This window comes from Finegoldia magna (genome assembly GCF_002243175.1).
GTDB lineage: Bacteria > Bacillota > Clostridia > Tissierellales > Peptoniphilaceae > Finegoldia > Finegoldia magna_J.
Genome location: NZ_NDYF01000004.1, coordinates 44,346 through 60,711, shown reverse-complemented (window position 1 = coordinate 60,711; position 16,366 = coordinate 44,346). Strand labels below are relative to the sequence as shown.

The 16,366-nt window shown below is 33.6% G+C and carries 15 protein-coding genes and 1 tRNA gene; all 16 read right to left on the bottom strand.

Annotated elements, in window-relative coordinates; translation table 11 throughout:
• Positions 1-263: GTP-binding protein (locus tag B9N53_RS01665; RefSeq protein WP_242432383.1), on the bottom strand; the 263-nt coding region annotated here is incomplete at its 3' end.
• Between the two features lie 11 nt (positions 264-274).
• On the bottom strand, positions 275-2,362 hold the full coding sequence (fusA, locus tag B9N53_RS01660; RefSeq protein ID WP_094203421.1) for an elongation factor G: 2,088 nt from the start codon (positions 2,360-2,362) through the stop codon (positions 275-277).
• Positions 2,363-2,390: 28 nt separating this feature from the next.
• A complete protein-coding gene (gene rpsG, locus B9N53_RS01655; protein ID WP_002835373.1) occupies positions 2,391-2,861 on the bottom strand; it encodes a 30S ribosomal protein S7 in 471 nt (156 codons plus the stop codon).
• Positions 2,862-2,970: 109 nt separating this feature from the next.
• The gene (gene rpsL / locus B9N53_RS01650; protein WP_002835374.1) at positions 2,971-3,384 is read right to left on the bottom strand and encodes a 30S ribosomal protein S12; all 414 of its coding nucleotides are present in this window, start codon (positions 3,382-3,384) and stop codon (positions 2,971-2,973) included.
• Between the two features lie 131 nt (positions 3,385-3,515).
• The gene (locus B9N53_RS01645; RefSeq protein ID WP_094203420.1) at positions 3,516-4,364 is read right to left on the bottom strand and encodes an ABC transporter ATP-binding protein; all 849 of its coding nucleotides are present in this window, start codon (positions 4,362-4,364) and stop codon (positions 3,516-3,518) included.
• Positions 4,364-6,808: a hypothetical protein gene (locus B9N53_RS01640; RefSeq protein WP_094203419.1), complete on the bottom strand. Its 2,445-nt coding sequence runs from the start codon at positions 6,806-6,808 to the stop codon at positions 4,364-4,366. Before B9N53_RS01640 ends, B9N53_RS01645 begins: the two co-directional genes overlap by 1 nt.
• 10 nt (positions 6,809-6,818) lie before the next feature.
• Positions 6,819-7,103 (bottom strand): isoleucyl-tRNA synthetase, encoded by a 285-nt coding sequence (locus B9N53_RS01635; protein ID WP_094203418.1) that lies wholly within the window; start codon positions 7,101-7,103, stop codon positions 6,819-6,821.
• 102 nt (positions 7,104-7,205) lie between these two features.
• Positions 7,206-8,009, bottom strand: coding sequence for a metallophosphoesterase (locus B9N53_RS01630; protein WP_002841365.1), 804 nt, complete (start codon positions 8,007-8,009; stop codon positions 7,206-7,208).
• A 45-nt stretch (positions 8,010-8,054) separates the two neighbouring features.
• Positions 8,055-8,130: transfer RNA gene (locus B9N53_RS01625), tRNA-Lys, on the bottom strand.
• A gap of 100 nt (positions 8,131-8,230) precedes the next feature.
• Positions 8,231-9,430, bottom strand: coding sequence for a diphosphate--fructose-6-phosphate 1-phosphotransferase (locus B9N53_RS01620; RefSeq protein ID WP_080565305.1), 1,200 nt, complete (start codon positions 9,428-9,430; stop codon positions 8,231-8,233).
• Between the two features lie 26 nt (positions 9,431-9,456).
• Positions 9,457-10,338: a YitT family protein gene (locus B9N53_RS01615; RefSeq protein ID WP_002841214.1), complete on the bottom strand. Its 882-nt coding sequence runs from the start codon at positions 10,336-10,338 to the stop codon at positions 9,457-9,459.
• Positions 10,338-10,832 carry a hypothetical protein gene (locus B9N53_RS01610; RefSeq protein WP_094203417.1) on the bottom strand — a complete coding sequence of 165 codons (495 nt, stop codon included), beginning with the start codon at positions 10,830-10,832 and terminating at the stop codon, positions 10,338-10,340. The genes B9N53_RS01615 and B9N53_RS01610 overlap by 1 nt, the downstream gene beginning before the upstream one ends.
• A 68-nt stretch (positions 10,833-10,900) precedes the next feature.
• Positions 10,901-11,230, bottom strand: coding sequence for an HU family DNA-binding protein (locus B9N53_RS01605; RefSeq protein WP_275077120.1), 330 nt, complete (start codon positions 11,228-11,230; stop codon positions 10,901-10,903).
• Positions 11,231-11,306: 76 nt separating this feature from the next.
• Positions 11,307-12,272: a peptidylprolyl isomerase gene (locus tag B9N53_RS01600; protein ID WP_094203415.1), complete on the bottom strand. Its 966-nt coding sequence runs from the start codon at positions 12,270-12,272 to the stop codon at positions 11,307-11,309.
• A gap of 11 nt (positions 12,273-12,283) precedes the next feature.
• Complete coding sequence (mfd, locus tag B9N53_RS01595; RefSeq protein ID WP_094203414.1) at positions 12,284-15,790, bottom strand: transcription-repair coupling factor; 3,507 nt, start codon at positions 15,788-15,790, stop codon at positions 12,284-12,286.
• Entirely contained in the window at positions 15,787-16,356 is a 570-nt protein-coding gene (pth, locus tag B9N53_RS01590) for an aminoacyl-tRNA hydrolase (protein ID WP_094203413.1), read from the bottom strand. The genes mfd and pth overlap by 4 nt, the downstream gene beginning before the upstream one ends.
• Positions 16,357-16,366: the final 10 nt, after the last annotated feature.

The following is a 16,366-nucleotide window of genomic DNA, read 5'->3' as shown; positions in this document are numbered from 1 at the left end:
TCAGCGTGGCCTGGACAGTCTACGTGTGCGTAGTGTCTTTTTTCTGTTTCATATTCTACGTGAGAAGTGTTGATTGTGATTCCTCTTTCTCTTTCTTCTGGTGCTTTGTCGATGTTAGCGTAGTCTACGAATTCTCCTGAGCCCATTCTCTTGTTTAATACAAGTGTTACTGCTGCTGTTAATGTTGTTTTACCATGGTCTACGTGACCGATTGTACCAATGTTTACGTGTGGTTTATTTCTTTCAAATTTAGCTTTACTCATTTATAAGCCTCCTATTTATTATTCTTTTTTCCTATAACTTCTTCTGAAATTGAGTTAGGAACTTGTTCATAATGATCGAATTGCATTGAATATGTTGCACGACCTTGAGTTTTTGATCTTAAGTCTGTTGCATATCCAAACATTTCTGCCAATGGAATAAACGCATCTAATACGTGTACACCATTTTTAGGATTCATACCGTCAATCTTACCTCTTCTTGATGAAACGTCTCCCATTACATCTCCCAAATATTCGTCTGGAGTTGTGATTTCAACTTTCATCGCTGGTTCCAATAAGATTGGTTTTGCTTTAGCAACTGCTGCTCTGAAGCCCATAGATCCGGCAATTTTGTATGCCATTTCTGATGAGTCGACATCGTGGTAAGAACCATCTAAAAGAGTAATCTTCATGTCAAGCATTGGATATCCACCTAAGATACCTGTTTGAGCTGCTTCTTCAGCACCTGCTTGAACTGATGGGATGTATTCTTTTGGAATAGCACCACCGACAATTGCGTTAACAAATTCGATACCATTTGATTCTTCTGGGTTGTCAAGTGGTTCAACTCTAAGAGTACAATCACCGTATTGTCCACGACCACCTGATTGTTTAACGTATTTCCCTTGAGCTTCAGCTGCTTGAGTGATTGATTCTCTGTAAGCAACTTGTGGGTTACCAATGTTAGCTTCTACTTTGAATTCACGTAAAAGTCTGTCAACGATAATTTCAAGGTGAAGTTCACCCATACCAGAAATGATAGTATCGCCAGTTTCTTCGTCTGTATATGTTCTAAATGTTGGGTCTTCTTCTGCAAGTTTTGCAAGAGCGATACCCATTTTTTCTTGACTTGCTTTTGTTTTAGGTTCGATTGCTACAGAAATTACTGGATCTGGGAATTCCATGTTTTCAAGGATAACTTCGCTATCCATATCACATAAAGTATCCCCTGTTGTTGTATCTTTTAAACCGATAATAGCTACGATGTCTCCAGCGTATGCTTTTTCGATTTCTTCACGCTTGTTAGCGTGCATCATTAAGATACGACCAATTCTTTCTCTCTTACCTTTTGTTGAGTTGTAAACATAGCTTCCTGATTCAACAGTTCCTGAGTAAATTCTTGTGAATGCAAGTTTACCAACGTATGGGTCTGTTGCGATTTTGAATGCTAATGCTGCGAATGGTTCTTCATCTGATGATTTTCTTGTTGTTGGTTCATCAGTTTGAGGATCCACACCTTTAATGTCAGGTACATCAATTGGTGCTGGCATATAATCAACGATAGCGTCCAATAGTGGTTGAACACCTTTGTTCTTATATGCAGAACCACAAAGTACTGGGTTCATTGCGTTAGCAATTGTTGCAGTTCTTATAGCTCTTTTGATTTCTTCTTCAGTTAATTCTTCACCTTCAAGATATTTTTCCATTAACTCTTCATCGTGTTCTGCTATGTTTTCTAATAATTCTGCTCTATATTTTTCAGCTACTTCTACTAAGTCACTTGGAATATCTTCAACAGTGAATTCTGTTCCTAGTTCGTTTTTGTAGATATTAGCCTTCATTGTAATAAGATCAACTACACCTACGAATTTATCTTCAGCTCCGATAGGAATTTCGATAGGTACAGCATTTGCTCTCAATCTTTCTCTAATAGTGTCAACAGACATAAAGAAATCAGCGCCTGTTGCGTCCATTTTATTGATGAAGCAAATTCTTGGTACGCCATATTTATCAGCTTGTCTCCAAACAGTTTCTGATTGTGGTTCTACACCGCTTTTCGCATCGAATAAAGCAACTGAACCGTCAAGAACTCTAAGAGATCTTTCTACTTCAACTGTGAAGTCAACGTGACCCGGTGTATCGATGATATTGATTCTGTTACCTTTCCAGAAACAAGTTGTTGCTGCAGAAGTAATTGTAATACCTCTTTCTTGTTCTTGAACCATCCAGTCCATTTGAGCGGCACCGTCGTGAGTGTCCCCAATTTTATGAATTTTACCTGAATAGTATAAAATACGTTCAGTAACTGTCGTTTTACCGGCATCAATATGGGCCATTATACCAATGTTTCTTGTATCTTTTAATGAAACTTGTCTAGCCATTTTTTCTCCTTACTTACTTTCCGATAGATTAGTATCTATAATGTGCAAAAGCCTTATTAGCTTCAGCCATCTTGTGTACGTCTTCTCTCTTCTTAACTGATGCACCAGTGTTATTAGCTGCATCCATGATTTCTTTAGCTAACTTTTCAACCATAGTTTTTTCACCACGAGCTCTTGTATAAGTTGTTAACCATCTCAAACCTAAAGTTTGTCTTCTTTCTGGTCTAACTTCGATAGGAACTTGGTAGTTAGCTCCACCTATTCTTCTAGTCTTAACTTCTAAGATAGGCATAATATTGTTCATTGCTTTGTAGAATACTTCAAGAGCGTCTTCTCCTGTAGTTTCTTTGATAATATCAAAAGCACCATAAACAATTTTTTGGGCAGTACCTTTTTTTCCGTCTAACATAATGTTGTTGATAAGCTTAGTAACTGTCTTATCATCGTAAACTGGATCTGGCATTACCTCTCTTTTTTGAACATGTCCTTTTCTTGGCACTTCGCTTCCCTCCTTACTATTTAGTATTTCTCAGGTACTCGAATTACATCGCTGTGCTATAAATGTATATTAAAATCTTTTATTCACACTAATACCTTTTGTTTTTGTTTTATTTCTTTGGTTTCTTAGCACCGTACTTTGAACGACCTTGCATTCTGTTTTGAACAGCTGCAGTATCCAAAGCACCTCTAACAATGTGGTATCTTACCCCTGGTAAGTCCTTTACTCTACCACCTCTGATTAATACAACACTGTGTTCTTGTAGGTTGTGTCCGATACCTGGAATGTAAGATAAAACTTCCATACCATTAGTTAAACGAACTCTGGCAACCTTACGAAGTGCTGAGTTAGGCTTTTTAGGAGTCATAGTTCTTACTGAAGTACATACGCCTCTTTTTTGAGGTGAGTTAGCTTCTGTATAGCTTTTTTTGATGCTGTTGAAGTTACGACTCAAAGCTGGTGAATCAGATTTGTAAGTTTTAGATTTTCTTCCTTGTCTTACTAATTGATTAATTGTTGGCAAATTTTCCACCTCCTAAAATTATTTTATGCATAAAAAAAGAATATACAAGATATTCTTATTTATCCTTGTATATTCTATCATTAACATTATGATATGTCAAACAAATTCTTGATTTTTTGCATATTTTTATTTTAAATTCCGAAAATTTCTTTGTATCTTTCTTGAGAAGTTTTGGAACGTCTTTTGATATCCAAAATCTCAATATTATTTTCTATTATAATAGACAAAATATCATTAATACTATTGCTGTTTAAACTTATCATATTTTTGTCCATATATAAACCTTTTGATTGCAAAACAGATGATAATTTTTCGTTATCGCTTGAAATAATCTCTATGAATTTTTCATTTTCCAAAACTTCTTCCAAAATTTTCCCGTCTTTTAAGAACAAAATATTATTGGTTATTTCGTCGATATCATTTAAAGAGTGACTGGATATTAAAATTCCTTGTCCATCATTCGCTTTTTGTTTAATAAGAGCCATCATTTTGATAACGCTAGTTGGGTCAAGACCAGAAAGTGGTTCGTCAAGCAAAATAATATCTCTTTGTGGCAAGAAATCCATCGCGAGCATCAACTTCTTTTTCATTCCCAGCGAATACGACCCAGTTTTACTCTTCACGAAACTTTCGATTCCTATTTCTTTGATTACCTTATCCACATCATCCTTGGTTCTTTTATACACATTTTTGATGTAGTTTAGATAATCCATGCCGTACAAGTTTTCGTCTAGGATTTTCTCATCTTTGAAAAAAGAAATATGATTGAAAATCTTCTCATCCTTAAACTCCTTGCCGTCTACCAGTACTTGTCCGCCATCTCTTTTAAGAAGATTAGTCATAGTATTCATCAAAGTAGTCTTACCAGAGCCATTTGGTCCTACCAACGCTTTGATTTGTCCCTTTTCAATACTAAAAGATATACCTTGAAGTATTTTTTTATTACCGTAACTTTTTTCAATATTTACAACTTCTAACATTATTTCCTCCTGCCAAATGAAACTCTACCCAATACATAAAACAATATCGAACTAATCACAAGAACTACAACTGCCATAACCAGTGTATAAGAATTCTGTCTTATCAACGCCGACAAAAATTCCGTAGCTACAAATCCCGAATCCACATAGTTAAATGGAATAAAAGATCCGATTGCTCCCATGTATTTAATTGCCGTGAATGAAATTATCAATGCAATTATGGATATTAATATCGTAAATAGTTTGTTAGTAGCAGTGTACATAGCATTTACAAACATACTGATAAATATCGTAAACAACACAGTTATTGCAAAAGATTCTAGTGCATACACCAGAAATGGGCCGACATTTGAATAAATAATTCCACCATCCACAATATAGTTAATAATTGGAAAATCACCATCTCCAAATCCACCTATAATACCACCAGCTAAGAATAATATTACAGTTGCAATAATGTTGATACCAATCGCGTATATTACACTTTCTATAATCTTGGACTTGTAAGATTTTGTTCTACTTACAGGAAGTACCGATTTTAGTTCAAGTTGCTTGTTCGATTTTATAACTGTAGATGTGAACAACAATAGCGCAAATACAATCATCACCACATTTAACTTGAGATAGAAGTAATCGTGCAACATCCCAAAAGCATTTGTTCTCTCTGATATTCCATGTGTAATATAGTAGTTGATTTTAGGCAAAGTTCCCTTGAAGCTATCCACATCAAAAGGATTATAATCAATTCCTAATTCCGGAATATAATATTTGTCAGTTGGCATAATGTTATTGGTTATCATGTATTTTTGTTTGAAGAATGCTCCTTCAAGTGCAAAATCGTTGAATAAATCCACCATTCCAGTTGTTTCACTAGCTGTTCCTTCATAAAATACACGATTAAATTCAGTAACCCTTACCTTATTTAAATTGATGAACTTTTGGGGAGATTTGTATCTATTTTCGTAAGCATCGAAGTATTTGTTCTCATTTTTGCAAAATTCCAAAGTATCTGAATGAGAATCTATCATTTCTTTTGCTCTTTTGCTATTGCCGTATTGTGCCTTAATCTCATCAATATCCCTATAAACCGAGTTTTCCCTAGTAGAATTAAGATGGTTATAGTTTTTAATTTGAGTTGAATTAAAATTATGCCAATTGTTTTGTAAGCAGATATTTCCGACCAAAATAGCACACACGACAAATAATATCAAAAAACCATTAAATGATAGAACACGGTTTTTAATGGAACCTTTTAGGTTGAATACATTTCGCTCTTTGTATGTGTCAAGTGATGTGAATTCTTTTCTCCTGTTCAGTAAAACCGTACCTATAGCTGATATCAAAAGCATAACCACTGTAGCAATCACAGGTTTTAACGAAAACGACTTAAACAAGCTTAGAGGATTGTATGCATGATTGAAAAAGTTAAAATCAACCAATAGCAAACTCATTATCAAAATCAAAGTAAAATACTTTACTTTAGTGTTTTGTATAAGTTTATCAACAAAAGAAAACGCAAATCCAAACGCCATAGTGATTAACACAAAAGGAAATACACTCTTAAAAAATGTGGACAAAGGCGTTCTCATAACGTATGAGTATTCGCGTATCGAACCACCCCTGTCCTGAACAGTCCTAATAACAAATGTAGAATCGTAGTGATATGATAAATCGCCCACGCCATTTCCAGTTATTAAAGATGCTACGAACACTGTAAATAATGAAATGAAAATGTACATCACAATCATACACATAATAATACCAAAATCGTTCGCTACATCCTTTATTTTAGAATTCGAAGTGACGGAAGTTATATCATCTTCTCTCATTGTGAAAATCATCACAAATCCTAGCAAAATTATTGGCACAACTCCAAAAATCACACCAGCTTCATCAAATACAACTTTACTAAAACTGTGATTGTCATTCTCGTCAATCAATCTATCTTCTACGGAGTTTCTATCTTTCAAGAAATTTATGTAGCCTTCTCCGCTCAGTACAGATGTCCTAAGTTCCTTAGGATTATCCATGTTCTCATCTGTATTGTATTTATTATTCAGAGCATCCAATTCATTAGTGTACTTTATGATATCCTTTTCATTATAGTTAGATTTGTTATACTTGTAGTTTTCATCAAGACCATGAGCTTTCATCAAGTTTTGTAACACTTTTTTCCCTTGATTTAGGTACGCTTTGTGTTCTTCGTAGCTTTTTTTGTCTGGTTCTTCCGGTGTTATTTTCTTCCAATCAGTTTTTTTGATGACGACTTCATCCCAACTAATATCATTAGAAATCGACATATGACTTGAAATGAGAAAATCAAAAGCATGGTTGGTTGTATTAAAATGTAGGAAAAAAGCAACAATACCCATAGTAATAGAAAACAGAATCAAAAATGGAATCATCTTGTATCTGTATAATTTTTTTAGTTTGTAAGTAAGCATTTTTGTCTCCTTATTGTTTCTTTAAATTTCCAGAGTATCTGTAATACAACGTACCCTCTTCTTCATAGTCTGGACGGATTGATTTTTTCAGTACTCCATTGTAGCCCGATTTTTCATATTCCATTTCTCCTCCAACATTTTCATGCGATAGTGAAACGTACTTATTATCGTCCTCGACTTCTATCCCTGAACTTGAAATCGTTTCTGATTTGTTTACAAGACTAGCATTTAGTCCAGCTATTACAACAAATACTACTGCCATTGTTGCAATTAGCTTTTTCATTGAGTATTTCATATTGTCTCCTTTCGTTGTCTAGTAATAATTTATTTACCTTTAATTATATTTTAGTACAATAAAATAAAAAAACAATAGTTTTCCAAGCATTGTATACTTTTCTTAACTATTGTTGATATTCGTTAATTTTATTAAATTGATTTCTGGTCGATTAAATATCCTTGGAACGACGGTCTTTTCCTTGGCAAGTCCACGTGACACAATAAGTGTATAATCGTCGTTGTATATTCCTCCTGCATATTTCGGAAATAAACCTTGTCCCGGAGATATAATTCCATTGAATATAAAAGGAAGTCTCCATTGTCCACCGTGAGTGTGCCCCGATATCATCAAATCGAATTTTTTCAGATTTTTCTTGAAATAATAATCAGGTTTGTGAATCAAACATATATTAAAATTTTCTGAATTCAAATTGTCATCTAATATGTCTAATTCATTCTCATAATCGTCCAAGATTTCTCCAGATGAATCATCCACTCCGATAAGTTTAATGTTGTTCGATAAGAACTCTTCTTCATTATCTAGAATTTGTACACCATAATTTTTGATTGCCTTATCTATTTCGTCCAGATTTTCTATTCTTTTTTCGTGATTTCCATGAACGTAGTAAACTTTCTTGCCCAGTTGTTGCAGTTGTTCTAGTAATTCAAATGCTTTTTTTGGTTTCAACTTATCATCTACAATGTCTCCACCTAATAAAATCACATCACAATCAACAGATTTTATTTTGTCCATTAATTTCTTTTGATTGATACCATAATCGCACGAATGAAGATCTGACAAGAATAATATATTCATCTCGCGGTCAATCTTTTCAGATTTTATTTCGTATTGTACTATGTTGATTTTGTACGAAATTGATATTAATAAAAATAATAATATCAATGTGGATACAATTAAATACATTTTTCACCTCAAATTAAAAAAACCGAGCTACAAAAGCTCGGCTATTGGTGGCTCATCCGGGACTCGAACCCGGGACACCCTGATTAAAAGTCAGGTGCTCTACCATCTGAGCTAATGAACCACGATTACCTTTCTATGATAGCACAATTAGATTGGTTTGTAAAGTGTTTTTTACAAATTTTTAAAAAAGAGCAGAATTATTTCAAACTCTGCTCTTGATTTTACAAATTCACAATGTCTTCTTTGTCGAATGCAAAGTATTGTGCTATTCCATTTTTGTATTCTACGTCTATTTCTCCTTCGATTAAAGGAAGAATGTAGTCCATAAATTCGTCGTCGATTTGGAAATGGCTGTCTGTGTATTTTGGAATTATCATCTTCGTTTTATTGGCAACTTTTTCTATATCCACAAGTTCGAATTCTGTCTTGTAAGGTTTGTTGGAAATTCTTTTGATTCCAACCATTTTGCCCGAATGATTTTCCACACATTCAACAGAAAATTCTCCAACTTCGAATGATTCCTCGATGTCTGTCTTAGATGCAAATGACATGTCACATCTTTGAAGTATGTTAAGTTCGATACTTCTAATCGGCATATCGTAAATTTCTTTTAATTTGTCTCTGATTATGTGAGACGGTCCTTGCAATTGTGCATGGCCGAACTTGTCTTTCTTGCCAGATGTTTTGGATATGAAGTTATTGGAAGAATCTTTGATTCCTTCACTTACTAAAATCAAAATGTTGTCCGTTCTTTTGAAGTTTTCATTGATTTCTTTTACTAAATTATCAAACTCAAATGTATCTTCACTTATATACACAAGATCTGCTCCAAGGTTACAAAGTTTCTTGGAGATTGCACCTGCTGCTGTCAACCATCCAGCGTATCGTCCCATTATTTCTACAATAGTTATGGTTCTGTAGTCGTAGATTTCGACATCCTTTGCTATTTCATAGACAGAATTCGCTACAAACTTAGCTGCAGATCCAAACCCTGGCGTATGGTCAGTTCCGAATAAATCATTGTCGATTGTTTTTGGAGAACCCATTACATGAATATCTTCTCCAATTTTTTCGATGTATTTGGATAATTGATACACTGTGTCCATCGAATCATTGCCACCAATGTAGATAAAATAATTGATATTAAATGATTTCAAAATTTCCACGATTTTCGCAAGTTTTTCTTCGCTATCCACTTTGTATCTGCAAGAGCCCAATGCACTTGCTGGAGTGATTTTCAATCTGTTCAAATCTTCATCTGTTTTTATTTGTGATTTCAAATCTATGATTTTGGAATCCAACAATCCTTGCACACCGTATAATGCACCGTAAACATTGTCAAATCCTAGCTCAATTGCCTTTTTGTAACAACCAGCCAATGTTGCGTTGATGGCACAAGTCGGTCCACCTGATTGTGCTATTAATAAATTTTTGATAATACCACTCCTTAATATTCTTCTTTTTCGAATCCTTTACCCAACACTTCATATGCGTCATTTACTGTAATAAATGCACGTGGGTCAATCTTCTTCAATTTCTTCTTCAAATAAGCAACCTGCGCTCTCTTCAACACGCAGAAGATTATATCTTGGTCGTTATTAAAATAAGCACCTTCTCCGTGTAAGAGAGTAACACCACGGTTCATATCTTGCATAATAATATTTGCAACTTCTTCGTTTTTTGAAGTAATAACGAAAACTTGTTTTGTTTCGCCAATACCCAATTCGATTTTATCCAAAACTCTGTAAGCTACAAACATAGAAATAATAGTGTAAAATCCCTTGTCAATACCGTACAAAGCACTACCTATAGCGATGATTACTGCGTTACAAGCCATAAGTACATTTCCTATCGAAATATCTTTTTCGTTTTTCATAATCGCAGCTATGATATCCAATCCACCACTGCATGTACCAAACCTAAAAAGCGTACCCATCGAAGTACCATTTATCGCTCCGCCAACTACAGCTACAAGCATATCATCCTTTAAAATAAATGGATTTGGAAGATAGTGGAACAATGTCAAATACACAGACAACACAATCGTAGAAATCGCTGCGTAGTTTACAAATTGTCTAGTTAAATATTTGTATCCAATAATCATAATTGGAATATTAAGCAAGAACACTGTAACTCCAGTAGGAATTCCCGTCATATATTGAACCAACAATCCAATACCAGTAGAACCACCACTCAAGAAGTTCTTTTGACTGAAGAAAAAGTCAATCGCAACAGCAGCCAATAAGTTAGCCAACAAAATTGAAATGATTTTCTTCTTGGCATCATTTCTGCTGCCAAAATTTTTTACAAAAAAATCCGTTTTACTCATTATTTTATAAATCCTAATCTTTCTTTAATATATACATCCCATATAAACAAAGCCACAGCAATGACAACAAATGTATAGTTTTCATCCTTTACATCCAATGTAAACTTTTCGTAAATGCTGAAACCTTTCTTATTTAATTCTATCGTACCAAAATACAGTACATTGATATGTTTGAAATCTGAAATATCAATTACTTTGTCGTTGTCGTATTTAATAGTGTTAGACATGTCAGATTCTAATGTAAAATTGACATTCTTGGAATTTATTACGTATTTTTTGTTCTTATCATAAAAAATACGCTCAACTTTCATCACGACATCTTCGTTTTCATCGTAAAACACAAAATTCGATCCCTTGTCAAAGCTTGAACCGATAAATGCATCGAAAAACGAAGTGCTATTTCCTTCCTTGTATCCAGAATAAATAAGCTTATCATCAGATAAAATTCTAAATCTATCCTTTATGTCTTTGTTAATATAAAAATCGTAAATCATAATCAATCTTTCTTTGATAATTAAAAATTTAATAATTAAAAAATCAGGCCATAGGCCTGATTTATAAACTATTTACTCTTTTTCTTGTTAACTGCTTCTTTTAAAGATTTACCAGCTTTAAATACAGGCGCATTTGATGCAGGAATTTGAATTTTTTCTTCAGGATTTCTTGGGTTTCTTCCTTCACGAGCTTTTCTTTCTCTTGATTCAAATGTACCAAATCCTACTAATTGTACTTTTTCACCTTTTGCTAATGTTTCCTCAACAGTTTTAATGAATGCGTTTAAAGCTCTTTCGCTTTCTACTTTTGATAGCTCACTTTTTTTAGCTATGCTTGATAATAATTCAGATTTATTCATCTTTTCCTCCTTAAATTTTACAAAATAGTTAAAACCTATTTTAAATACAGTATACCGTAATATTTTTTTTATTTCAAGTGTTTTGACTGAAAAAACAGCGTTTTTTTATTAAAAATTAGTAAATTTTTACTCCCATATCCTTTTTTTGTTTTTCAAATTCTTTTTGAACTTTTTCTTGGATAATTTTGTTGGAAATTGCTGTCTTTACGTTTTGTTTATTTGCATCAGTCATCTTGTCTAATTCAGTAACTTTGCTGTTAAGTTTGATGATGTGATATCCAAATTCTGTCTTAACTGGTTTGGAAACTTCGCCTGGTTTCATTTTCTTCAATGCATCAGAAAATTCTTTTACCATTGTAGATGATAAGAAATCACCTAATTTACCAGAATTTTGCTTAGCAGATGGATCTTCTGATTTTGCTTTGGCAACTTCATTGAAGTTCTTGCCGTCTTTTACTTCTTCGTAAGTTTTGTTTGCTAATTCTGATTTTGCTTTAAGCTTAGCGTCGTCCAAGTTTTTGCCCTTGTCATCTTTACCAGAAAAAAGAATGTGATCTGCGTTATATTGAGTATATGTGTCTAAGTTTTTGTCAAATTCGTCTTTGATTTCTTTGTCAGATGGTTTGAAGTCTTTTTCAAATTGTTGAGAAAGTTTTTTGTTCTTCAATTGTTTTTCGATTTGTTCTTTCAAAGCTTGTTCTGTCATATTTTCTTTTTTAAGTTGTTCTTTGAATTTGTCTGCTCCACCCAATTGTTTTTGAAGCTTGTCAACTTCTGCTTGAACTTCCTTATCGGACACTTTGATTTTTTTATCTTTCATTAATTTGTTTGCGATTTTTTCGTTAATTAGCATATCAATGATTTTAGGTTGGATTTGCTTCAAAGCTTCCTTGCCTTGTTCTGTGTTAGGGTTGAAAATATCTTGTCCATAATATTGTTTGTAATCTTCCATTACTTTGTCCACATCTTTTTGGTAGATGTATTCTTTGCCAATCTTTGCCACTGCTCCGTCCGGTTTTTTAGAACATGCCGTTACCATTACCATCATCATAGCTAATACAATTGCTAAAAATTTCTTCATTTTTCCTCCAATTATTTCTCATTATCCTTCAAAAGTATAGATAATACTTCGATAGGATCTCTCAAATTTTTGTCTTCAAATCCCAAAATAATTTTAGGTTTTTCTGACAAATCAAATCTCATTTCTTTTTTGTAATTTTCTGTCAAGTATTTTAATTTTTCTAATGAAATTTTGTCAGGAGAAGAAAATTGCAAGAAAAGTTCTCCCTTTATTTCTTTTATACTTTCAATGGACAATCTCGCACAGAACGCTTTGATTATAGATACATCCATTATATTAACGATAGGCTTAGGAACATCTCCAAACCTGTCGATTAATTCATCAATTATTTCAGAATAATCATCTTCATCTTGAATAGATGCGATTTTTTTATAGATATCAATCTTTGTTTCATTCTCAGAAATGTAATCTTCCGGAATATATCCGTTGACTTTGATTTCGATTGCGACTGTATTCTTGTTTTCAGAAATAGTCTCACCCTTGGCTTCTCTGACTGCTTGTTCCAAAAGCTTCACATACAAATCATAACCGATTTTTGCGATGTGACCGTGTTGGCTTTCTCCCAAAAGATTTCCAGCTCCTCTGAGTTCCAAATCCCTCATTGCGATTTTGAAACCAGAACCAAATTCCGTAAAATCTTTTATCGCCATAAGTCTTTTTTCGGAAATTTCAGTTAATGATTTTTGTCCTTCGTATGTGAAATAAGCAAACGAAGTTCTATCAGATCGACCAATACGTCCCTTTAATTGATACAATTGCGACAAGCCCATCTTATCTGCATTATAAATTATCATTGTGTTGACATTTTGTATATCAAGACCCGTTTCTATAATAGTTGTGCACAATAGTAAATCATAAATCCCATCTTGGAAGTCGAGCATTACATTTTCTAGCTCTTTTTCATTCATTCTACCATGTGCTATCGCTATGCTTAATTCTGGAACCAATTCTTTTAATTTGAATTCCATTTGATCAATATCTTCTATTCTATTATACACAAAATAAATCTGTCCGCCGCGGTCAAGCTCTCTGATTATAGCATCTCTTATCAAACTTGGATTGTACTCTGTAACATAAGTTGATATCGGAGTTCTGTCTTCTGGTGGCTCTTCCAATAAACTCATATCCCTAATCCCAGTCAATCCCATTTGTAAAGTCCTAGGAATTGGAGTGGCTGACAGTGTAAGTACATCTACATTTTCTCTCATAGATTTTAATTTTTCTTTGTGTCTCACACCAAATCTTTGTTCTTCGTCGATTACTAATAATCCCAAATCTTTGAACTTCAAATTTTTCGACAAAATCCTATGAGTTCCCACCAATAAATCTACAAGACCTCTTTGCACATCCTTCATTATTTGTTTTTGACGTGCTGGAGATACAAACCTACTCATCATTTCAACTCTGATTGGATAATCTCTAAATCGTTCTTTAATTGTGTTGAAATGTTGTTGTGCAAGAATTGTCGTCGGAACTAAAAACGCAACTTGTTTTCCATCCATTATCGCTTTAAAACACGCTCTGATGGCAACCTCTGTTTTCCCATAACCAACATCGCCACACAATAACCTATCCATTGGCCTGTCCGATTCCATATCAGCTTTGATTTCTTCAATGGATCGTACTTGTGAATCTGTTTCTTCATAAGGGAATGAATCTTCAAACTCTCTTTGCCATTCGGTATCTTGTGAAAACTGATATCCTTTTAACTTGGCTCTTTTCGAATACAATTCAACCAAATCATCTGCCATTTCGTCGACAGATTTCTTGGCTTTTTGCTTCGCCTTCGCCCAATCATTTCCACTCAATTTATTTAATGAAGGCTTTGAAACATTGCCACCACCGATATATTTTTGGACCAAATTCATTTGATCCGTTGGAATCATCAACCTATCATTAGCTTTGTATTGAATTACAATGTAATCTTTTTGAATTCCATTTACATCGATTTTTTCAATTCCCTTGTACTGACCAATCCCGTGATTTTCATGAACCACATAATCATCAATGTTCAAATCAGAATAATTGACAATGTCTTGACCAGTGCTTTTTTTCTTTTTTCGTTTTCTGATTTGTTTTTCGCGTCCGAAAATTTCCTTATAAGTAATTACCAAATACTTAGGATCTTTTATTTCAAAACCATTCGGCAAGTTTTTTTGAGTAATCAAAACCTGTGACGATTTGAGGTTCGCATTGTAATCTTCAGCTTCAAGAGTTGGAATTCCATTGGTCAAGAACAAATCCTTGAGCATATTTTTTCGTTCAACATTTGCCGCGAACACGATTTGTTTGAATCCTCTTAAACTGTTGGATTTGATATTTTCAACCAAACTGTCGATGTTTTTATTAAAGTTTGGCGCCTCCAATGTTTTAAGCTGATACATCGCATTGGATTCGATAAGTCTAGTTCTTTTGACCAAACTTGTAATGTTGACAGAAGTTTTCGCTTTTATCAATTTCAAAATATCGGAAATTGGAATAAGAGATTGTTCGTGCTTGGATAAAACTTCTCCCTTTTCAACCAAATACACGAAATCTTCCAAAAATCTCTTTTCTTTTTCCTTGTAAATATCATAACATCTGGACAAATCTTCAATCATCATTATGCTGTCGTCAGCAAAATAATCAAACACAGTATCATAATCTTTTTTAGTAAGAAAACATGACACCAAGTCGATTTCATATTCCAAATCACTTCTGATATATTCCATCAGCTTTTCGAATTTATCCTTGACATTGTCTACATTTTCTCCAAAAATCGGATGATTAACTCTCTTGTCCAAATTTTTCTGAATAGAATTGATTATAGAATCTTTCTTTGATTCTTCAATGATAAGTTCGCTGCAACTAATGATGTCGATGAACTTGCAATCTTCAATAGACCTTTGGGTTGATACTTCGAAAAACCTCATCGAATCTATCTCATCATCGAACAATTCAATTCTTACAGGAAATCTGCTGTGTACAGGAAAAATATCTACAATTCCACCTCTTATAGCAAATTGTCCCTTGGATTCTATGGTGTCTACTCTTTCGTATTTCAATACCTTCAATTTTTCTTGAAGTTCTTCCAAATTTATCAAATCAGTGTCTTTGATTGTAAATGCGTATTTTTTTGCAACTGATTTTTTGGTGATTTTCTTAGTTAAAGCATCAAAAGTCGTAACGATAATAAATTTTTCGTCGTTTAACAATTTGAATAACACATTCACTCTTTGATCTTCTGCATTATCATCTAGTGATCTTGCATTGTACAAGTTGAGTTCTCTGCTTGGGAAAAATTCGCAAATATTATCTTCAATATCATTCAAATATTCCGTCAAATTCCTCGCTCTCATATTGTCTTCTACGACTACTACAAGAGGTTTGTCAATGTTTTTGGATGTTGCATACACAAAACTTGCGAAAGCTTCCTTAATGACACCGTGAATGTAAATCGACGAGTTATCAGATGATAATGAGTTTAAATATCCCTGGAATTCTGTGTTATCTTCGTAAATTTTAGTTAGAAAATTCATATCACGCTTTTCCCATTGAAGTTGTTCATAGCGTAATCGACATTTTCTTCAACTATTTTGATAGCAGCTTCACTTGACATGTCGATTTCTTTTTCCAAAACTTCGAATTCCTTCTTACAAAATTGTGACAACACAAAATCTTTAAGATCATATTTGTCATTTTGACCGACAGATACTTTGATTCTTGCGAAATCTTGCGATTGAATCAAATAAATTATGGACTTCAACCCATTGTGAGTTCCCGCAGAGCCTTTCTTTTTTATCCTAATAGTTCCGAAAGGAATATCAATGTCATCGCAAATAACAATAAGATTTTCTGCTGATAAATTGTAATAATTAAAACAATCCAAGATAGCTTTCCCGGAATCATTCATATAAGTTGAAGGTTTCATCAATATCACCTTTTCATTTCCGATGAATCCCTCACCAATCAAAGATTTGAATTTTAATTTGTTCACTTTAATATTCAATTTTTTTGCCAAATCATCTATAACCATAAATCCGGCATTGTGTCGTGTGTATTCGTACTTACTTCCTGGATTACCCAGTCCTGCGATTAAATACATATAATCATTC